Annotated in this window: 14 protein-coding genes and 1 tRNA gene; 9 read left to right on the top strand and 6 right to left on the bottom strand. The window is 68.4% G+C overall.

Annotation, left to right across the window (positions count from 1 at the left end; all coding sequences use genetic code 11):
- The first annotated feature begins 7 nt into the window (after window positions 1–7).
- The gene (locus J2Y70_RS18215; protein ID WP_309920695.1) at window positions 8–805 is read left to right on the top strand and encodes an FHA domain-containing protein; all 798 of its coding nucleotides are present in this window, start codon (window positions 8–10) and stop codon (window positions 803–805) included.
- Here the strand turns inward: J2Y70_RS18215 and msrQ are convergent.
- Complete coding sequence (msrQ, locus tag J2Y70_RS18210; RefSeq protein WP_309920692.1) at window positions 774–1,403, bottom strand: protein-methionine-sulfoxide reductase heme-binding subunit MsrQ; 630 nt, start codon at window positions 1,401–1,403, stop codon at window positions 774–776. The genes J2Y70_RS18215 and msrQ overlap by 32 nt on opposite strands.
- Window positions 1,404–1,508: 105 nt before the next feature.
- Window positions 1,509–2,477: a protein-methionine-sulfoxide reductase catalytic subunit MsrP gene (msrP, locus tag J2Y70_RS18205; protein WP_309920689.1), complete on the bottom strand. Its 969-nt coding sequence runs from the start codon at window positions 2,475–2,477 to the stop codon at window positions 1,509–1,511.
- A 149-nt stretch (window positions 2,478–2,626) separates the two neighbouring features.
- Between msrP and serC the strand changes: the two genes are divergently transcribed.
- The 3 genes from serC (at window position 2,627) to aroA (ending at window position 6,700) form a co-directional block, all read left to right on the top strand.
- Entirely contained in the window at window positions 2,627–3,712 is a 1,086-nt protein-coding gene (gene serC, locus J2Y70_RS18200) for a 3-phosphoserine/phosphohydroxythreonine transaminase (RefSeq protein WP_309920686.1), read from the top strand.
- A 78-nt stretch (window positions 3,713–3,790) separates the two neighbouring features.
- On the top strand, window positions 3,791–4,966 hold the full coding sequence (pheA, locus tag J2Y70_RS18195; RefSeq protein WP_309920683.1) for a prephenate dehydratase: 1,176 nt from the start codon (window positions 3,791–3,793) through the stop codon (window positions 4,964–4,966).
- Between the two features lie 420 nt (window positions 4,967–5,386).
- On the top strand, window positions 5,387–6,700 hold the full coding sequence (gene aroA / locus J2Y70_RS18190) for a 3-phosphoshikimate 1-carboxyvinyltransferase (RefSeq protein ID WP_309920680.1): 1,314 nt from the start codon (window positions 5,387–5,389) through the stop codon (window positions 6,698–6,700).
- Between the two features lie 82 nt (window positions 6,701–6,782).
- Here aroA and J2Y70_RS18185 read toward each other — a convergent pair whose 3' ends face one another.
- The gene (locus J2Y70_RS18185) at window positions 6,783–7,001 is read right to left on the bottom strand and encodes a hypothetical protein (protein ID WP_263394687.1); all 219 of its coding nucleotides are present in this window, start codon (window positions 6,999–7,001) and stop codon (window positions 6,783–6,785) included.
- Window positions 7,002–7,107: 106 nt separating this feature from the next.
- Entirely contained in the window at window positions 7,108–7,767 is a 660-nt protein-coding gene (locus J2Y70_RS18180) for an energy transducer TonB (protein WP_263394686.1), read from the bottom strand.
- Window positions 7,768–7,921: 154 nt separating this feature from the next.
- Between J2Y70_RS18180 and serS the strand changes: the two genes are divergently transcribed.
- The 4 genes from serS to J2Y70_RS18160 all read left to right on the top strand — a co-directional run bounded on the left by serS (window position 7,922) and on the right by J2Y70_RS18160 (window position 12,170).
- A complete protein-coding gene (gene serS / locus J2Y70_RS18175) occupies window positions 7,922–9,202 on the top strand; it encodes a serine--tRNA ligase (protein WP_309920675.1) in 1,281 nt (426 codons plus the stop codon).
- A gap of 597 nt (window positions 9,203–9,799) precedes the next feature.
- A complete protein-coding gene (locus J2Y70_RS18170) occupies window positions 9,800–10,786 on the top strand; it encodes a LysR family transcriptional regulator (RefSeq protein WP_179564979.1) in 987 nt (328 codons plus the stop codon).
- A gap of 163 nt (window positions 10,787–10,949) precedes the next feature.
- Window positions 10,950–11,039, top strand: a tRNA-Ser gene (locus tag J2Y70_RS18165).
- A 483-nt stretch (window positions 11,040–11,522) separates the two neighbouring features.
- The gene (locus tag J2Y70_RS18160) at window positions 11,523–12,170 is read left to right on the top strand and encodes a response regulator (RefSeq protein WP_145706360.1); all 648 of its coding nucleotides are present in this window, start codon (window positions 11,523–11,525) and stop codon (window positions 12,168–12,170) included.
- 522 nt (window positions 12,171–12,692) lie between these two features.
- Here J2Y70_RS18160 and rne read toward each other — a convergent pair.
- Complete coding sequence (gene rne, locus J2Y70_RS18155; RefSeq protein ID WP_309920668.1) at window positions 12,693–16,271, bottom strand: ribonuclease E; 3,579 nt, start codon at window positions 16,269–16,271, stop codon at window positions 12,693–12,695.
- A gap of 395 nt (window positions 16,272–16,666) precedes the next feature.
- On the opposite strand from rne, the gene J2Y70_RS18150 reads away from it, so the two are divergent.
- Window positions 16,667–17,659, top strand: a complete 993-nt coding sequence (locus tag J2Y70_RS18150; RefSeq protein ID WP_309920666.1) for an RluA family pseudouridine synthase — start codon at window positions 16,667–16,669, stop codon at window positions 17,657–17,659.
- Window positions 17,660–17,708: 49 nt separating this feature from the next.
- On the opposite strand, the gene J2Y70_RS18145 is transcribed toward J2Y70_RS18150, so the two are convergent.
- On the bottom strand, window positions 17,709–19,505 hold the full coding sequence (locus J2Y70_RS18145) for a DUF3300 domain-containing protein (RefSeq protein ID WP_309920663.1): 1,797 nt from the start codon (window positions 19,503–19,505) through the stop codon (window positions 17,709–17,711).
- Between the last annotated feature and the right edge of the window lie 10 nt (window positions 19,506–19,515).

Below are 19,515 nucleotides of genomic sequence, written 5' to 3'. Positions count from 1 at the left end.
CCCCGCCGTGCCCGACCTGCAAGTCCATTTCAGCAACCGCCAGCAACCCGACCGGCCCCTGCGCGCGGGCGTGCACCGCATCGTGCGGCAGGCGTCCGGGCATGTGCGCGTGGTCGACGACACCCAGGGCGCGCTGCTGCTGGCGCAGTTCTGCCTGGACCGGCGCGGGCTGTGGCTGCAGGTGGCCAACGGCGCCCGCGGCATCCATGTGAACGGACGTCCGGTGCGGCGCATGGCGCTGTTGCGCGCCGGCGATGCGGTCTATGCCGATGGCGTGGAAATGGTGGTGCAGGGCGTCTGCGAGCCGTTGCAGCGGCTGCCCGACGTGGCGGAAGGCGAGAGCGACGACCCGCGGCTGGTGCTGCGCGGCGTCGGCGGCCAGCACCATGGCCGCAGCTACACCCTGGACCGGGTGCGCAGCATCGGCCGCCTGCGCGACTGCGACATCTGCATCGACGATCCGGCCTTCGCCGAGCGCCACGCGCGCCTGGAGCGGCATGGCGAGCGCGTGCTGCTGCGCGGGCTCGGCGATGCGCAGACCCAGGTCAACGGCAATGCGGTACGCGATTGCTGGCTGCAGCCGGGCGACCAATTGGTGTTCGACGCGCAACACCGCTTCGTGCTGGAAGTGCCGCAGGCCGCGGTCGGCGAGCCGCTGAAGCACGATCCGGCGAGCGCCGCGTCCGCCGCCGCGCCCGAAGCCGCGCCGCGCGCGGCCACCGCGTTGCGCTGGCCGTGGCTGCTGCTCAGTGCCCTGCTGCTGGCGGCCGCGCTCAGCGGGCTGCTGTGGTTCGGCGCGCGCTGAGCGCCCGCCAGACCCGCCAGCCCAGCAGCAACGCCAGGATCGCCGCGTACAGCAGCGGTTCGCGGATGTCCGACTTCACCAGCCACCAGAAGTGCAGCACCGCCAGCACGCCGATCGCGTAGATCGCCTTGTGCAGCTTGCCCCAGTTGCGCTTGAGCCGGCGCATCCAGCCCTGGGTGGAGGTGATCGCCAGCGGGATCAGCAGCAGCCAGGCGGTGAAGCCGACGGTGATGTAGGGGCGCTTGACGATCTCCTCGAAGATCTGCGCCCAGTAGCCGCGCAGATCCAGGCCCAGGTACACGCCCAGGTGCACGCAGGCATAGAAGAACGCGTACAGCCCGAGCATGCGCCGGAAGCGCAGCAGCACCGACTGCCCGGTCACCTGCCGCAACGGCGTGATCGCCAGGGTCAGCAGCAACAGGCGCAGCGCCCACAGCCCGGTGCGGTGCTCGATCTCGGCCACCGGATCGGCGCCCAGCGCATCGCTGCCGGCCTGCCACACCTGCCAGAACTGCCAACCCAGGTAGGCCAACGGCGCCAGCGCGAGCGCATGCACCAGCGTCTTGGCCGCGATCAACGAAGCGGATGTCTTAGCCATGCGGTCTCGGTAGGTCGGCGGTGGCGAGGCAGATCGGACGCGAGTTGGAAGGCCGCATAGCGGCCGCGCGCTCCGAATCCCGAATCCCGAATCCCCAATCCCGGCTCAATACCATTTCTTCAGATCCATCCCCGCATACATCCCCGCCACCTGCTCCCCATAGCCATTGAACGGGCGGGTCGGGATGCGTTCGGCGAACAGCTTGCTGGCCTTGCCGGCGATGCGCCGCTCGGTCTTCTGGCTCCAGCGCGGATGGTCCACCGCCGGATTGACGTTGGAGAAGAAGCCGTACTCGGAGGCCTGCAATTCGTGCCAGGCGGTTTCCGGCATGCGCTCGACGAAGCGGATCTCGACGATCGACTTGATGCTCTTGAAGCCGTACTTCCACGGCACCACCAGCCGCAGCGGCGCGCCGTTCTGCTGCGGCAGCGGCTTGCCGTACAGGCCGGTGGCGAGCAGGGTCAGCGGGTTCATCGCCTCGTCGATGCGCAGGCCTTCCTTGTACGGCCAGTCGATCGAGCGATAGCGGATGCCGGGCATCTGCTGCGGGTCGGCCAGCGTGGTGAAGGCGACGTACTTGGCCTTGGAGGTCGGGGCGAAGCGTTTGAGCACCGCAGCCAGCGGTACCCCCAGCCACGGGATCACCATCGACCAGCCCTCCACGCAGCGCAGCCGGTAGATGCGCTCCTCCGGCGTGTTGCCCTTGAGCAGGTCGTCCAGCGCCAGCGTGCCAGGCTTGTCGCATTCGCCGGACACCTTCACCGACCACGGCGCGGTGCGCAGGGTCTTGGCCGCCTTCGACGGATCGGTCTTGTCGGTGCCGAACTCGTAGAAATTGTTGTAGCTGGTGACGTCCTCGTAGCGGGTCAGTTCTTCGCTGGTGCGGAAGCCGCTGCGTGCCTGTTCCGGGGTCACCACGGTCTTCGGCGGGGCCGGCGGTTCGGCGTCGGCGCAGCCGGCCAGGCCGATCGTCGGCAACAGCGCCAGGGCCTGCAGCAGGCGCCGCCGGTCGCGGTAGACCGCCTCGTCGGTGATCTCGCGGCTGGGAATGTTGAGTGCATCGCGCAATGACATGGCTGACTCCTGGGGGGCGGGCGACGGCTGACGGCTTCGATAACAGACTACGCTTGCGCCGGCGGAATGGATGCAAATGCAACCTAAATTGCCCGGGCCGCAAGCTGGTGCACTGCGGCATACTAGGCGTCTTGTCCGATAGGTGTCCCATGACGCGCGCGTTCAATTTCAGTGCCGGCCCCGCTGCATTGCCGGAATCGGTCCTGCGCCAGGCGCAGGCGGAGATGTTGGAGTGGAACGGCGTGGGCGCCTCGATCGTGGAGTTGAGCCACCGCGGCGCCGAATTCATGGCGGTGGCCGCCGAAGCCGAAGCCGACCTGCGGCGCCTGATCGGCATTTCCGACGACTATGCCGTGCTGTTCCTGTCCGGCGGCGCCACCACCCAGCAGGCGCTGCTGGCGCTGAATTTCGCCGCGCCCGGACAGACCGTGGACTATGTGGTGACCGGGCACTGGGGCAAGACCGCGATCAAGCAGGTCGCCCCATACGCCAACGTGCACATCGCCGCCAGCAGCGAAGCCGGCGGCTTCCATGACATCCCGCCGCGCGCCAGCTGGCAGCTCAACGCCGATGCCGCCTACGTGCACATCACCGCCAACGAGACCATCCACGGCGTCGAGTTCCGCGACGCGCCGGACGTGGGCGAGGTGCCGCTGTTCGCCGACTTCAGTTCCAGCATCGCCGCCGAGCCGATCGACGTGTCCAGGTACGCGGTGATCTACGCCGGCGCGCAGAAGAACCTGGGGCCGGTCGGGGTGGCGGTGGTCATCATCCGCAAGGACCTGTTGCAGCGCAGCGGCCAGCCGCGCGCGGACATCTTCGACTACCGCTCGCACGCCGCGCGCGATTCGATGCTAAACACGCCGCCGACCTGGAACTGGTACCTGGCCGGGCTGGTGTTCAAGTGGATGCTGGCCGAGGGCGGGGTGGAGGAGTTCGCGCGCCGCAACCAGGCCAAGTCGGCGCTGGTGTACGCGGCGATCGACGGCTCCGGCGGCTTCTATCGCAATGAGGTGATGGCCGATGCGCGCTCGCGGATGAACATCCCGTTCTTCCTGCCGGACGACACCCTCACCGCGCGCTTCGTCGCCGAGTCCAAGGCGGCCGGACTGCTGGCGCTGAAGGGCCACAAGGCGGTCGGCGGCATCCGCGCCTCGCTGTACAACGCGATGCCGGTGGCCGGCGCGCAGGCGCTGGTCGCGTTCATGCGCGACTTCCAGCAACGCAACGGCTGAGCCATCCCCCCATGTAGGAGCGGCTTCAGCCGCGACCGGATGCTTCACAGGCTCCGGAACATCGAGGAACCACGATCCATGGCCGCAAAGCCGAAGAAATCCCCCGCCGCAGATGCGCAGCCGACCAAGCCGGCCAAGCCGAAATCCAGCGGCGCCGCCAAGCCCGCGGTGGCCACGCCGGCGCTGTCCGACGTGCGCGCCAAGATCGACCAGATCGACCGCACCATCCAGGCATTGATCGCCGAGCGCGCGCAGTTCGCGCACCAGGTCGGCAAGGCCAAGGGCAAGCTCGCCGCGGCGGTGGACTATTACCGCCCCGAGCGCGAGGCGCAGGTGCTGCGGATGGTGGTGGACCGCAACCAAGGTCCGCTCAGCGACGAGGTGCTGGTGCACGTGTTCCGCGAGATCATGTCCGCCTGCCTGGCGCAGCAGGAGCCGCTGAAGATCGGCTATCTCGGCCCGGAAGGCACCTTCAGCCAGCAGGCCGTGCTCAAGCACTTCGGCCGCTCGGCGGTAGGCCTGCCGATGGCGACGATCGAGGAGGTGTTCCAGGAAGTGGAAAGCGGCAACGCCGATTTCGGCGTGGTGCCGGTGGAGAACTCCGGGCAAGGCACGATCCAGGTGACCCTGGACATGTTCCTGACCTCGAACCTGAAGATCTGCGGCGAGACCGAGCTGCGCGTGCACCAGTATCTGCTGTCGCGCACCGGCCGGCTCGATGCGATCGAGCGGATCTATGCGCATCCGCAGTCGTTCGCGCAGACCGCGGGCTGGTTGCGCGCGCATCTGCCGAAGGTGGAGAAGATCCCGGTATCGAGCAATGCGGAGGGCGCGCGGCGCGCGCGCAATGCGGAGGATGCGGCGGCGATCGGCGGGGAGAGCGCGGCGCATGTGTATGCGCTGAAGAAGGTGATCATGAAGTCGATCGAGGACGACGACGACAACACGACGCGCTTTCTGGTGATCGGGCGGCAGATTTTCCCGCCGTCGGGGCACGATCGGACGTCGGTGCTGGTGTTCATCCACGACAAGCCGGGTGCGTTGTTCGATGTGCTCAGTCCGTTCGCGCGGCATGGGATCAGCATGAACCGGATCGAGTCGCGGCCTTCGCATCAGGCGAAGTGGGAGTATGGGTTCTTCATCGATCTGGCCGGACATGTGGAGGACGAGGCGATGAAGCAGGCGTTGGCGGAGTTGAAGGCGCATTCGGCGCAGATCAAGGTGTTGGGGTCTTATCCGGTGGCGGTGCCTTGATCTTGCTGTGTAACTGCGACCGCTGATGCAACAGCAATAGCAACAGCAGATGCAAAGGCAAAGGCTTTCGCGCGTTGCGCGACTTACTTTTCTTTGAACGGCCAAAGAAAAGTAAGCAAAAGAAAGGCCGCCCCAGTCGGGTCGCCCCGCGCTGCGCGCGGGGTCCGCGAGCAACCTGGGATTTTTCGATGGCACATCCATGTGCCAGCGAAAAACGACGCGCATCCTGCGCGTCGCCCCTGCGGGGTTTTTCCCAGGTCGCTCGCCGACCCTCAATGGGGGCCCCTGAAGAGCGCATGCAACAGCAACGGCAAGATCAACAGCAAGATCAAGAGCAACGGCAACGGCAAGATTGACGGCGATGGCAAGAGCGACAGCGGGGCCCGCTTGCGGGTGGTGACGGATATCTCAGGAACGGTGATGAGCAACGAGCAGTACTGGATCGCGACGAAGGGCTCTGCTTTGCAGGGGACGTTGAATGTGCCGGGCGACAAGTCGGTGTCGCATCGGGCGGTGATGTTCGCTGCGCTGGCCGATGGGGTGTCGCGGATCGATGGGTTCCTGGAGGGCGAGGACACGCGTTCGACCGCGGCGATCTTCGCCAGGCTCGGGGTCAGGATCGAAACGCCGTCGCCGTCGCAGCGGATCGTGCATGGCGTCGGGGTCGATGGCTTGCAGGCGCCGCAGGGCGAACTGGATTGCGGCAATGCCGGGACCGGCATGCGGCTGCTGGCCGGGCTGCTGGCGGCGCAGCCGTTCGACAGCGTGCTGGTCGGCGACGCGTCGCTGTCCAAGCGGCCGATGCGCCGGGTGACCGAGCCGCTGGCGCTGATGGGCGCGCGGATCGAGACCGACGCCAACGGCGTGCCGCCGCTGCGCATCCACGGCGGGCAACCGCTGCACGGGATCGATTTCGTCTCGCCGGTGGCCAGCGCCCAGGTCAAGTCGGCGGTGCTGTTGGCCGGGCTGTACGCCGATGGCGTCACTACGGTGCAGGAACCGCATCCGACCCGCGACTACACCGAGCGCATGCTGTCCGCGTTCGGCGTGGAGATCGACTTCGCGCCAGGCCAGGCGCGGCTGCGCGGCGGTCAGCGCCTGCGTGCCACCGATATCGCGGTACCGGCCGATTTCTCTTCGGCGGCGTTCTTCATCGTCGCGGCCAGCATCATTCCTGGCTCGGAGATCACCCTCAAGGCGGTCGGCCTCAATCCGCGGCGCACCGGTCTGCTCGCCGCGCTGCGGCTGATGGGCGCGGACATCGTCGAGCACAACCACAGCGAACATGGCGGCGAGCCGGTGGCCGATCTGCGGGTGCGCTACGCGCCGCTGCGCGGGGCGCAGATTCCCGAGGCAGTGGTGCCGGACATGATCGACGAGTTCCCGGCGCTGTTCGTCGCCGCCGCCGCGGCGCAGGGCCGCACTGTGGTCACCGGCGCCGCCGAACTGCGGGTCAAGGAATCCGATCGCTTGGCGGCGATGGCCACGGGCCTGCGCAGCCTGGGCATCGTCGTCGACGAGACGCCCGACGGCGCCACGATCCATGGTGGCGCGCTGGGCGGCGGGGTGATCGAAAGCCACGGCGACCATCGCATCGCGATGGCGTTCGCGATCGCCGGCCAGCTGGCCGATGGGCAGGTGCGGATCAACGACGTGGCCAACGTCGCGACCTCGTTCCCAGGCTTCGACACGCTGGCGCGCGACGCGGGATTCGGGTTGGTCGCTGCCGGTTGAGGGACGACCGCGGCCCGCAGGGCGCAGGCCGCGCGGTGCGTGAATCGATCGCCGCGTCGCGGCGAAGCTGGCGGGCGCGCCGCTACGGCGCGCGCGGCGGATCGTTGGCGGGCGTCGCCGGAGCCGGTGCATTGGAGGGGACGTCGTTTGCGCGATCGCGGCTCAGCCACCAGCCGCCGGCCGCCACCACCAGCGCGACGACAAGAATCCATGCCCACGGCGATCCGCGATGGGCATGCGAACGTGCCTCGGCATGGTTTTTCCGCGCGTACAGCTCCTGGGTATCGTGCGGTCTGGACATGGTCGTGCTCCTGCGTCTTTAGGACGCGACCAGTCTTGCCTCGATCCGGTTCGGCGTGTGTCAGCCGCCCGTGAATGCGGGGCGCGCGCCGCAAGCGTGGTTCAGCTTACTGAGCCGGTTTGAAATCGAACGGAATCTCGAGGCTGCCGGCCACCGCCTGGCCCTTCTGTTGCGCCGGACGGAAGCGCCAGCGGCGCACGGCCTCCATCGCCGCACGGTCCAGTTCGCGCGAGCCGCTGCGCTTGACCAGGGCCACGCCACCGGGGTTGCCGCTGGCGTCCACCTCGACCCGCACCACCACCGTGCCGCTGTCGCCGCGGCGCAAGGCTGCCGACGGATAACGCGGCGGCGGTTGCCCTTCCAGCGGCACCGGACGATCGCCGGGTGCCAGCGCGGTGGCGTTCGTCCCCGCACCTGCGCCTTCGGCGCCACCGGGCACCGGTGCCATCGCATCGGCGGGGGGCGGGGCAGGCGGTGCGGTCTCGACCAGCTTCGGCGTGTCCTCCGCAGCGGCCGGCTTGGCCTGCGGCATGTCGCTGGCGCCGCTGCCGGCGGGCAGCGGCTCGGGCAGCGGCTTGATCTCCGCCGTGTCCTGCTGCACCTGTGCCGGTTGCGGCTTGTAGAAGTCGTTGTCCTTGCGCCCGGCCAGCCACACCGCCAGGAACAGCAGCAGCCCGGCGCAGAACGCGATGCCGACGATCAGCAGGAGGCGCCGCGGCAGGCGCAGCACGATGCCGGTGTTGGAGGAGGGAGGCGACGTGGACATGGGACTCACCGTAGGGAACCGCTGGATTCTGGCATAGCCGCGGTTAATCGGTCGCGCAGCGCCTGCGCGTGGCCGGCGGCGGCCTCGCCGTTTCGGCAAAAGCGCGGCCGACAGGCGATAATGCGCGGCTCCGATCCATCCACGTGCCGCGCCCATGCTCGATCCCGTCCTGCTCCGCCAACAGCCCGCCGACCTCGCCGAGCGCCTGCGCACCAGTCGCGGCTACGCGCTGGACGTGGCCGCCCTGGAAGCCCTGGAGGCCGACCGCAAGCGCATCCAGGTGCGCACCCAGGAACTGCAGAGCCTGCGCAACAGCCGCTCCAAGGCGATCGGCCAGGCCAAGGCCAAGGGCGAGGACGTGGCCGCGCTGATGGCCGAAGTGGCCGGATTCGGCGACGAACTGAAGGCCTCCGAGCAACGCCTGGACGAGATCCGCGCGCAGCTGGAAACGCTGGCGCTGGAGATTCCCAACCTGCCGCAGGCCGACGTGCCGGCCGGCAAGGACGAGGCCGACAACGTCGAAGTGCAGCGCTGGGGCACGCCGCGCGCCTTCGATTTCGAGGTCAAGGATCATGTGGAACTGGGCGCGCGGCATGCCTGGCTGGACGGCGAGACCGCGGCCAAGCTGTCCGGCGCGCGCTTCACCGTGCTGCGCGGGCCGATCGCGCGCCTGCACCGCGCGCTGGCGCAATTCATGCTCGACCTGCATACCGGTCCGCACGACTACCAGGAAACCAACGTGCCGGTGATCGTCAACGCCGACAGCCTGTACGGCACCGGGCAGTTGCCCAAGTTCGAAGAGGACATGTTCGCCACCCAGCTCGGCGAGCAGAAGCGCTACCTGATCTCCACCTCGGAAATCTCGCTGACCAACCTGGTCCGCGACGAGATCGTCGAGGGCGAGCGCCTGCCGCTGCGCATGACCGCGCATTCGCTGTGCTTCCGCTCCGAGGCCGGCAGCGGCGGCCGCGACACCCGCGGCATGATCCGCCAGCACCAGTTCGAGAAGGTGGAGTTGGTCAGCATCTGCCGTCCCGAGGACAGCGCCGCCGAGCATGAGCGCATGACCCGCTGCGCCGAGGTGGTGCTGGAGACGCTGGGGCTGCCGTACCGCAAGGTGCTGCTGTGCACCGGCGACATGGGGTTCGCCGCGACCAAGACCTACGACCTGGAAGTCTGGCTGCCGTCGCAGCAGACCTACCGCGAGATCTCCTCGTGCTCCAACTGCGGCGACTTCCAGGCGCGGCGCATGCAGGCGCGCTGGCGCAATCCCGCTACCGGCAAGCCGGAACTGCTGCACACGCTCAACGGCTCCGGCACCGCGGTCGGCCGCGCGATGATCGCGGTGATGGAGAACTACCAGAACGCCGACGGTTCGATCAGCGTGCCCGACGCACTGCGCCCGTACATGGGCGGCCTCGACCGCATCGGTTGAGCCTCAGGCCTCGACTGCGCAAACGCAGCGGGGGCGGCTTCGCAGAATTGGTGGCAGACCACCGGTTCGATCGCTCCGGCGCATTCGGCCCGGATTCGCCTTTTGTGGGAGCGACTTCAGTCGCGACGGGCTCTACTGAGACACCCGCCGCCTGCACCCGCTCCCACAATGCACCATCTGAAAAGCCTCTGCCGGGTGTCCAGAACCATGGCCGCTGTCCGGCAGCTCCGGGCATACCAAGCGCAGCGCGGACTCCGCGGTCAGCCGGATATATCCGATCGCATTGGCGCACCGTCGACCAAGACGCCGCTGCCGCCTGGTGCTTGAATCACTTCGATCTCATCTCTTCCAGGCCAGCCGTTCCAGCCAGCAAGGCACGACCAGTGCGGAGAGTCGCGCACCATCAGCTCAGGTAGATCCCGCCGGCCGATGTCGAACACGGGTGTAGAGCGACTCGGGCACTCGCCGCGCTCTTGTCCACCCAAGCTGCGGGTAGGGCGGGCAATACGACAAGAGCCCGATTGCACAGCCAGGATCGTTGTGGGAGTAGAATGAACCCAATGCGATTTCATTCATCGTTCTAAATATCGAAAGAACATGCACGATCTCAACGACCTGTACTACTTCGCGATGGTGGTCGACCACGGCGGTTTCGCCGCGGCCGAGCGTGCCCTGGGCATCCCCAAGTCGCGCCTGAGCCGCCGCATCAGCCAGCTGGAAACCGACCTGGGCGTGCGCCTGCTGCAGCGTTCCACACGCCGCTTCGCCGTCACCGACCTGGGCATGAGCGTGCATCGCCACGCGCAGACGATGCTGGCCGAAGCGCAGGCCGCGCGCGAGGTGGTGGACCGGCTCAGCGCCGAGCCGCGCGGCCTGGTGCGGGTCAGCGTGCCGGTGTCGCTGGCGCAGATGCAGCTGCCCAAGCTGCTGCCGATGTTCCTCGACCAGTACCCGAAAGTGCGGTTGCAGTTGAACATCAGCAACCGCCGCGTGGACATCATCAACGAGGGCTACGACGTCGCACTGCGCGTGCGCTCGCGCCTGGACGACGACGGCAGTCTGGTGATGCGCAGCTTCGGCCAGGTGCAGGAACTGCTGGTGGCCAGCCCCAAATATCTGGACCGCGCCGGTCGTCCCAAGGATCCGGAAGAACTGGCCTCGCACGTCACCTTGAGCATCAGCGAGGACGAGGCGCGGCAGCGCTGGGAACTGCACGGACCGGCCGGCGAAGTGCGCCGCGTCGACCTGCAACCGCGCGTGGCCGGCTTCGATTTCCCGCTGCTGCAGTCGATGGTCAAGGACGGCTTCGGCATCACCCTGCTGCCGGAAACCGTCTGCGCCGACGCCGTGCGCAACGGCGAGCTGGAAGTGGTGCTGCCGGAATGGTCGCTGCCGCAGGGCATCTGCCACGCCGTGTTCGCCTCGCGCCGCGGCCTGTTGCCGGCGGTGCGCGTGTTCATCGACTTCCTCGCCGAACACCTGCCGCGGCAGATCGAGGCTTCGCGCCTGGATTGCAGCGGCTGCCCGGAGCGGATCAAGGTCAAGCATTCGACCCTGGGCGCGATGGCGGTCGAAGCCGGCTGAGCAAAACCCGCGCGGCCGTGCGAAAATGCGCGGCCGCACGCTGGCGCGCACCATCGCGATGCCTGGCGATGGTGCGGCCACGTTGCGCGATGACGTATTGGCCGAAAGAGCAGGGCACTATCCTGTCTGCGTTCGTCCAGCGTGAGGCGGTCTGGTTGCAATCGGAGAGATGGCCGAGCGGTTTAAGGCACCGGTCTTGAAAACCGGCGAAGGGTCAAACCTTCCGTGGGTTCGAATCCCACTCTCTCCGCCATTCGGTTTCGACCTGTTTCTTCGACAAGCGCCGAGCGCGTTCTTCGCATGTGCGATTGCGCTGGATGCATGCGCCATGCGCGCCTGAAATGTGGTCGTTGTGGAGCGTCAGAAAATTACGCTTCGGTACGGCGTACAAGTGATGCATTGAAACTCGGATTTCGGATCGCGCGAGGTCAGGGAAATCTGACCCGACATCAGGCTTTGTCCTGATAACGTTGTCGCCGGCAGGTCGCGATACTGCACCTGCCTGACGCAGGTACCGCCGCGCTTTCCTAGAGGAGCGAACAGGCTGGTCACTCGCCCTGCGTGCCGAGCCTTGAGTAAGCTCGGCGTGGTGTTTTTTTCGCCATGATGACAGCGCCCTGCTGCTTACTTAGCGTGGTGTGAAATCTGGATGATTTGTCTACAGATTCTTGTTGCCCTGAACAATTCACGCCGCTAGTCTGATCGCGTGGCGTTCGCTGCGTTGGGGTTATACGAGATGGCCATCAGGGTTTTTCTGGTCGACGATCACGCTCTTGTCCGTACCGGGATGAAGCTGATCCTTTCGAATCAAACAGATATCGAAATCGTCGGCGAGGCCGAGAGCGGCGAGGCCGCGATGCCGCAGATCCGTCAGCTGAAGCCCGACATCGTGCTGTGCGATCTGCACATGCCCGGGGTCAGCGGACTGGAAGTGACCGAGCGCATCGTCAAGGGCGATCACGGCACCAAGGTCATCATCGTTTCGGTGCTGGAGGATGGTCCGTTGCCCAAGCGCCTGCTCGAGGCCGGCGCGTCCGGCTATGTGGGCAAGGCCGGCGACGCGCAGGAACTGTTGCGCGCGGTGCGCGACGTGGCGATGGGCAAGCGCTATCTCGGTGCCAACATCGCGCAGAACCTGGCGCTGGCGAACCTGGAGGGCGGCGGTTCGCCGTTCGACGCCTTGTCCCCGCGCGAACTGGAAGTCGCGCTGCTGCTGACCCGCGGGCTGCGCCAGGAAGACATCGCCAAGCGCTTGAGCCTCAGCGCCAAGACGGTCAACACGCACAAGGCGCGGCTGTTCGAGAAGGTCGGCATCCACGACAACATCGCGCTGGCGCGGCTGGCGACGCAGTACGGATTGCTGGATCCGGCGCATCCGTTGTAGCCGTAGCCGGCGCGCTTGCGTCATGCACAAAAATAAAGCGACCCGACCGGTCGCTTTTTTTGTGCCGCGCCATATGCGTCCGGCGCGGCTTGGCGGTGCCATTGTGATCGTATCCCTTGGATCGACTGGACGAGGGCGCTACCTGTTCAAGATCGTGCAGTCTCGATTTTTCGGCCGCGCTTTGCGTTATGCATAAGGCCGTCGCGACTGAAGTCGCTCCCACACGCAAGAGCCGGTTCCGGGTTGATTGCCTGCAAGGCAGCGTGCGGATGGCGTCTGTCGCGACTGAAGTCGCTCCTACAGGGAGCGGGATTGGGATCTTTGGCTGAATTGGGTGTCGGGTATTGTGCGGCGAGATGGCAGGCGCGCTATTTGTCGTCCGGCTGTATGAGGTCGAGCCCTGGGTCATCGTGCCCGAACCACATTCGCATCGTCTTGCGTAATAGCTGCAAGGCGCGCGGACGACAGGCAAAAAAAAGCGGCCCGAAGGCCGCTTTTTTCTGTTGCGAAGAACGGCGCCGATCAGCTGGCGCGTTCCTTGTGCTCCTTGTCGTCGCCGCCCTCGCTGTCGTCGCTCTTGGGGCGCGGCGGCTGGTGCTGGGCGACCGCGACCGGCGCATCCGCCGGAGGGGCGGGCGGTGCGTCGAACAGGCCGCTGCCGGCCGTATCGGCAGGCGCCGGCTCTGCGCTGCCGACATGGCTGCTTTCGGCGGCGTTCGACTGCGGGGTTGCGGCGATCGGCGCGGGCGCCGGGGTCGTCGGTTCGACGGGCGCGGCGGGCTCCTCGGGGAAGACGTCCAGCAGCGTGGTCTGCACCGGCATGTAGGCCGGCTTGCTGGGTTCTTCCTCGGCGAGCGGCTGCGCTGCCGGCGCGGCGTCCTGCCGCGGCTCGGTAGCCGCCGTTGCCGGTTGCTCGACCGGCGCGGCCGACGCTGCAACGGTTTCCGTTCCGGCGGCGCTTTGCGTCGTGGCGACCGGGACGGGCTGCTCGACGATCGGCGCAGGTGTCGGCTGCAGCGCGTCCTCGATGGTCTCCGGCGGTGCCGCTTCGGAAGCGGCCGACTCGGTGACGATCGACGGAGCAGGCTCCGCGGCAGGCACTGCCTCGGAACGCGCCGCTAGCGCTTCGCGGACGGGCGGCAGCGGTGCTGCCGCTGTCGGCGGCACCGTTTCTGCCTGCGCGGTGCCGACCGATGCTGCGTCGACCGCTGCGGTCTCGGCAACGGAGGGCGGAGTTGCGATCGCTGCGACTGGCGCGACCTGCACCTGCGCGGTGTCGTCCTCGGTCTGGGGCGCTGCGGTTGCAACTACCGGTGCGGCCTGCTGCGTCGGCGCGGTATTGCCCTCGGCCTGCGGCACCGCGGTTGCAGCTGCGACGACCGGCGCCGGGGCGTTAGCGGCCTGCTCGTGCCGCGGCGGACGCGGCTCGCGCTTTTCCCGCGGCGCGCGCGGCGCCTGCTGCGGCTTGGCCTCGGCGGCTTCGGCCGGGGCGGCGTCGTCGTCGAAGTCGAACTCCGGCTGGCTGCGGCTCGGCGCCGGCGCGGTTTCGCCGTCGCTGTCGCTGTCGCCGGCATCCAGTTCGTTGTCGTTGTCGTCGAACGCTGCGCCCTCGCTGCCGCTGCCGGCTTCGCCGTTACCGCGACGGCGGCGACGGCCGCCACGACGGCCACGACGGCGGCGGCCGCCGGCCTCGCCGTTGGCGTCGTCGGCATCGCCGCTCTCGCCAGCCGGCACGGCCTGTGCGGTTTCCGCGGCGCTCTCGCGTTCATCGATGTTCGCCTGGACCACGTCCTGCTGCGCGACCGGTGCCGGCGCGGTGGTGGTGACCTCGCTGGTCGGCGCATCGTTGCTGAGCGCGGCGGCACCGCCGGCCACGGCGGCTGCCGCGATCGTGGTGGCGTCCTGCGCAACGGCGGCCGGTGCGGTGGCGGGCTTGGCTGCGGCCTCGTCCTGGCGCGGCTGGCGCGGCGGCCTGTCGCCCTGCAGCGCGGCCTGTGCCGGGTCCTGCTGCGGCTTGGGCTGGCGCGGCGGGTTCTGCGGCTGCTGCTGCTTCGGCGCCTTGGGCTGCTGCTGCGGGTTCTGCTGCTGCGGCTTGGCCTGCTGCGGCGCCTGCTCGTTGCGCGGCGGCTTGGACGCGAGGTTCTGCTGGCTGCCCTGCGCGTTGCCACCGCCATTGCCCGGACGGCGCTCGTCGCGGCGCACGTTGCCGCCGTTGCCGCGCGCGGCATTGCCGCCCTGGCCGCCGCGGCTGCCGTCGCGACGCGCATTGCGGTCGCCGCGGTCGTTGCGGTTGCGGTTGCCGTCATGGGCGCGCTGGCGCTGCGCCGGTTCGCTGGCGGTCGGCGCCGGGGCTGGGCTTTCGCCGGCACCGAAGATCCGCTTCAGCCAGCCGACCACGCCGGTGGCCGGAGCCGGGGCCGCGACCTGGGCGGGCGCCGGGGCCTGCACCTGCACGGGCGCGGCGACCGGTTCCTGCACGTCGGCCACTTCGCGCACCGGGGCCGGCTGCGAGTGCTTCACATTGGTCACCGCCGGCGCCGGAATGTTCAGCTGCGCCTTGGTCAGCGCATGCACCGGCAGCTTGCGCGGAGTGTTGCGCTGGTAGCTGGGCTTGGCGCTTTCCTCGCCGAGCTCGTTCTCGCGCAGGCGGGTCACTTCGTAGTGCGGGGTGTGCAGCTGTTCGTCGGCGACGATGACGATTGGCGCGTCGTGGCGCTTCTCGATCTCGCTGAGCGCGCGGCGCTTCTCGTTGAGCAGGTAGTTGGCGATCTCCACCGGGGCCTGCACCAGCACCTGTCCGGTGTTCTCCTTCATCGCATGCTCTTCGGCGACGCGGATGATCGACAGCGACATCGACTCGACGCTGCGCATGCGGCCATGGCCGTCGCAACGCGGGCACACGATCTGGCTGGACTCGCCCAGCGACGGACGCAGGCGCTGGCGGCTCATCTCGAGCAGGCCGAAGCGCGAGATGCGGCCGATCTGCACCCGTGCGCGGTCGTACTTGAGCGCGTTCTGCAGGCGGTTCTCGACCTCGCGCTGGTGCTTGTTGGAAGCCATGTCGATGAAGTCGATGACCACCAGGCCGCCGAGATCGCGCAGGCGCAGCTGGCGCGCCACCTCTTCGGCGGCCTCCAGGTTGGTCTGGAACGCGGTGTCCTCGATGTCGCTGCCCTTGGTCGCGCGCGAGGAGTTGACGTCCACCGCGGTCAGCGCCTCGGTCTGGTCGACCACGATCGAGCCGCCGGAGGGCAGGCGCACGCTGCGCTCGTAGGCCGCCTCGATCTGCGATTCGATCTGGAAGCGGTTGAACAGCGGGATGTCGTCGGTGTAGTGCTTGAGCTTGCGCAGGCTCTGCGGCATCACCTGCTGCATGAACTCCTGGGCATCGCCGTACATCTCGGGGGTATCGACCAGGATCTCGCCGATATCGGCGCGCAGGTAGTCGCGCAGGGCGCGGATGATCAGCCGCGATTCCTGGTAGATCAGGAACGGCGCCGGCTTGGCCAGCGCGGCCTCGGCGATCGACTTCCAGACCTGCAGCAGGTAGTCCAGGTCCCACTGCAGCTCTTCGGCATCGCGGCCGACGCCGGCGGTGCGGATGATCACGCCCATGTCGTCGGGAATGTTCAGCTTGTCCAGCGCTTCCTTCAGCGCGGCGCGGTCCTCGCCCTCGATCCGGCGCGAGACGCCGCCGGCGCTGGGCGAGTTCGGCATCAGCACCATGTAGCGGCCGGCCAGCGAGATGAACGTGGTCAGGGCGGCGCCCTTGTTGCCGCGTTCTTCCTTGTCCACCTGGACCACCACTTCCTGGCCCTCGCGCAGCAGTTCGCGGATCGTCGCCTTGTTGTGGTCGACGCCGGCCTGGAAGTAGTCGCGGGAGATTTCCTTCAGCGGCAGGAAGCCGTGGCGCTCGCCGCCGTATTCGACGAAGGCGGCTTCGAGCGAGGGTTCGAGTCGCGTGATGCGGCCCTTGTAGATGTTGGACTTCTTCTGTTCCTTGGACGGCTGCTCGATGTCGATGTCGTACAGGGTCTGGCCGTCCACGATGGCCACACGCAGTTCTTCCGCCTGCGTGGCGTTGATCAGCATTCGCTTCATTAGTTGCGTTCCTCGCGCTGCTACCGCGCGGAACGCCATGGGGTTTCGCTTCTGGTCACGCTTCGCCGCCCATCGCGCAGGCGCGGGGAGGGCGGCTTGGGTTTCCAGCGCTACGACACCACGGCGAGCCGCGGGAGCGCTTCTTTCTTTTAGGTGGTTCAGGACCGGCGGCGACTCCAGCCAGGCTGGGCGCCGCACGGGGCATGTTCAGCGCGGACGCTTGTGGCGTCCGGCGATGGCCGGGTAGGCCGGTGAGCCGCTAACATGGCCGCCCCGGGGGCGGTGGTCGCGCACTGTGCCGGAATCGTCGCAAGCCGGGCTTCTGGCCCTTAGCTAACTTCCAACGAAATCAAACCCTTATCTCGCCCCCCGAGTGTAACAGAATAAACTGCCCGATGACTTCCCCCCCGATCCCCCCCAAGCCGCGCGATGTCGCGACCAGCGCGGTGCGCATTCTCAAGGTCCCGGAAGACAGGGCTGGACAGCGCGTAGACAATTTCCTGCTCGGCCAGCTCAAGGGCGCGCCGCGCAGCCTGATCTACAAGCTGATGCGCAGCGGCCAGGTCCGAGTCAACGGCGGCCGCACCAAGGCCGAGCGCAAGCTGGAGGCTGGCGACGAGGTGCGCATCCCACCGGTGAAGCTGCACGAGGAGGGCGAGAAGACCGCCCCGCCGGACGCGTTCATGGCCCGGCTGGAGGCGGCGATCGTCTATGAGGACGCGCGGCTGCTGGCGCTGAACAAGCCGTCCGGGGTCGCCAGCCATGGCGGCAGCGGGATCAGCTTCGGCGCCATCGAGACCCTGCGCGCCCTGCGCCCGAACCAGACCCTGGAGCTGGTGCACCGGCTCGATCGCGACACCTCCGGGCTGCTGATCGTGGCCAAGAAGCGCTCGGCGCTGACCGAGATGCAGGCGCTGATGCGCGAGGACGACCGGGTCGAGGGCCGCGGCATCAGCAAGCGCTACCTGACCCTGCTGGTCGGGCGCATGCCCGACGGGGTGATGAGCGTGGACGCGCCGTTGCACATCGGCCTGCGCCAGGGTGGCGAGCGCCATGTGCAGGTGAATGCGGCCGGCAAGGCATCGCTGAGCCACTTCCGGGTGCTGGAGCGGCGTGGCGGGCATTCCTATTGCGAGGTGCGGATCGAGACCGGCCGCACTCACCAGATCCGCGTGCATGCGCAGCACCTGGGGCATGCGGTCGCCGGCGACGACAAGTACGGCGATGAGGCGATCAACAAGCGCCTGCGCGAGCAGATCGGGCTCAAGCGCCTGTTCCTGCATGCCGCCTCGCTGGAATTCACCCTCGACGGCGGCAAGACCCCGTACCTGCTGAATGCGCCGCTGGCCGACGAACTGGCCGAGGCGCTGAACCGCCTCGGCGGCTGAACGAGCGCGACCGGGCGGCGGAGACGCACGCCGCCCCGGCCGACGCCTTCTATCCGTTGTGCTTGTCGTGGTCGTGCGCGTGGTGCGGCTCGGGGTGCGCTGGCGCCGGCCGCGGGGCAGGGCGCGGCGTGGCCGCGTGCATCGGCTGCGGCCGCGGCGTCGCGATCCGGGCCATGCGCTGCTCCTGCATCGGCGGCCGCTGCTGTTGTTCTTGTCGCGGCATGGGCTGAACGCGCTCAGGAAACTCCCGCATCGGCGCCTGCCGGTGCGCAGGTGCCGGCTGCGGGGCATTGGAGGCGGCGAACGCGTGCGGCGCCGGCCGTGGCGGTTCGGACTGGGCAAATCGGGCCTGCGGCGCGCGCGGATCCTCCCGGTGCGGCGCGGGCATGGACATCGCGTGCTGCGGCGTTGCATGCGTCATCTGCATGTTCCCCATCGGCATCGGCGCGTTGGTGTGCGCTGCCTGCGGCATGTCGCGCCGTCGCGCTGCTGCGGCGTCGGCGATCGGCATGGCGTGGCGGGGATCGGCCGCGGACATCGGCATCGGCGCGTGCGGCGCTTGCGCCAATGGCGGCTGCGCATGCGCATGCGCATCGCGTGCGGTGCCGGCTGCATTGGGGCCGCCAAGCACGGGCAGCGGCGGCCGCTGCGCCGCCGCCGCCGCGACCGGACGGCCCGGCTGTAGCATCCGTTCGTTGAATTGCGGCGTGGACAGCTGCGCATAGTCGACCGTGTGGCGTGGCGCCGCCGCCGGCGCGACCTGCGGCGCGGGGCCGCGCGGGTTCTGCGCCAGACGCGGCGCCAGTGCGGCGGCCGCCGCCGCAGGCATCGCTGCCAGCGCCGCCTGCTGTGGAAAGCTGCGGTTGTCGTTGTGCACGAAGCTGCGCGCGTCGATGCGGTTGTTGGTGATGGTGTTGTTGATGATGGTGGTGCGCGGCGCGTAGACATGGTTCTGGTAGACCACGTAGTGCGGTGCCGAGGGCGCTCCGTTCCAGTTCATGCCCCAGCTGTTCCAGCCCCAGCGATGCCAGGCCGGTTCCGGCTCCAGCCAGGCCATCGGGCCGTGACGGCGATGCTCGAGCGCGTCGCCGACCAGCACGCCGACGCCGAAGGAGACGATGCCGGCGGTCACCAGATCGCCTTCGCTGTAGTAGCGCGGGCGGTAGCGATACTCGCGGTAGACGTCGACCGGCGCGCCGTAGACCACGTCCGGATCGTAGCGCGGGACGTAGACGACATCCGGTTGCGCCGGTTCGACGACGATGGTCTGGCGCGGCGGCGGGATCCGCGCATCGGCATAGGTCGGTTCCACCAGCGTGCGTTGCACCACCTGCACCCGTTGCTGCGGGCTGCTGCGCAGATGACCTTGCGCCTGCGCGCGTCCGCGCATGACCTGGATCGCGTCGAGGACCTCGTTGGGGTCGTGCGCATAGGCATCGCCGAGCGCGCGGGTCCAGTCGCCGTTGCCGGCCAACTGCTCGATCACATCGGGAAACGCGATCAGCGCCTTGACGCTGGGATCCCAGGGCTGCGCCGCGGCGGCCTGCAGACGGTTGGCCGCCGCCAGGCCGCTGTTGCTGCGCAACCAGCCTTGTGCGTCGGCGACCTGGTCCGGGTAGACCGAAGCGGCCAGGGTCTGCGCGAGCAACTTGTCGGGAAACAGCGCGATCGGCGCCACCAGCTTGTACAACTGGTCGGCGCTGGGCGGCACGTAGGGTGCGGCCACAGATGTGGCGGGTGCGGGCGTTGGTGTCGGTTGCTGCTGGCATGCACCCAGCGTCAGCACGCTCATGGCGGTGGCCAGCGCCAACGCCGACCTGGTTGATGGCAGGGAGCGGAGATCCATGCGGCACCTC

The sequence above is a fragment of the Xanthomonas sp. 1678 genome, from assembly GCF_031455575.1.
Classification (GTDB): domain Bacteria; phylum Pseudomonadota; class Gammaproteobacteria; order Xanthomonadales; family Xanthomonadaceae; genus Xanthomonas_A.
The sequence above is the reverse complement of the archived record's forward strand: the minus strand, read 5'-3'. Positions and strand labels throughout refer to the sequence as shown.

Bases quoted from the DNA above. Each gene is read 5' to 3' on its own strand.
- J2Y70_RS18170 (WP_179564979.1), top strand. From the start codon at position 9,800: ATGCACGATCTCAACGACCTGTACTACTTCGCGATGGTGGTCGACCAC.
- J2Y70_RS18160 (WP_145706360.1), top strand. From the start codon at position 11,523: ATGGCCATCAGGGTTTTTCTGGTCGACGATCACGCTCTTGTCCGTACC.
- aroA (WP_309920680.1), top strand. From the start codon at position 5,387: ATGAGCAACGAGCAGTACTGGATCGCGACGAAGGGCTCTGCTTTGCAG.
- serC (WP_309920686.1), top strand. From the start codon at position 2,627: ATGACGCGCGCGTTCAATTTCAGTGCCGGCCCCGCTGCATTGCCGGAA.
- rne (WP_309920668.1), bottom strand. From the start codon at position 16,271: ATGAAGCGAATGCTGATCAACGCCACGCAGGCGGAAGAACTGCGTGTG.
- msrP (WP_309920689.1), bottom strand. From the start codon at position 2,477: ATGTCATTGCGCGATGCACTCAACATTCCCAGCCGCGAGATCACCGAC.
- serS (WP_309920675.1), top strand. From the start codon at position 7,922: ATGCTCGATCCCGTCCTGCTCCGCCAACAGCCCGCCGACCTCGCCGAG.
- J2Y70_RS18180 (WP_263394686.1), bottom strand. From the start codon at position 7,767: ATGTCCACGTCGCCTCCCTCCTCCAACACCGGCATCGTGCTGCGCCTG.
- pheA (WP_309920683.1), top strand. From the start codon at position 3,791: ATGGCCGCAAAGCCGAAGAAATCCCCCGCCGCAGATGCGCAGCCGACC.
- msrQ (WP_309920692.1), bottom strand. From the start codon at position 1,403: ATGGCTAAGACATCCGCTTCGTTGATCGCGGCCAAGACGCTGGTGCAT.
- J2Y70_RS18150 (WP_309920666.1), top strand. From the start codon at position 16,667: ATGACTTCCCCCCCGATCCCCCCCAAGCCGCGCGATGTCGCGACCAGC.
- J2Y70_RS18185 (WP_263394687.1), bottom strand. From the start codon at position 7,001: ATGTCCAGACCGCACGATACCCAGGAGCTGTACGCGCGGAAAAACCAT.
- J2Y70_RS18145 (WP_309920663.1), bottom strand. From the start codon at position 19,505: ATGGATCTCCGCTCCCTGCCATCAACCAGGTCGGCGTTGGCGCTGGCC.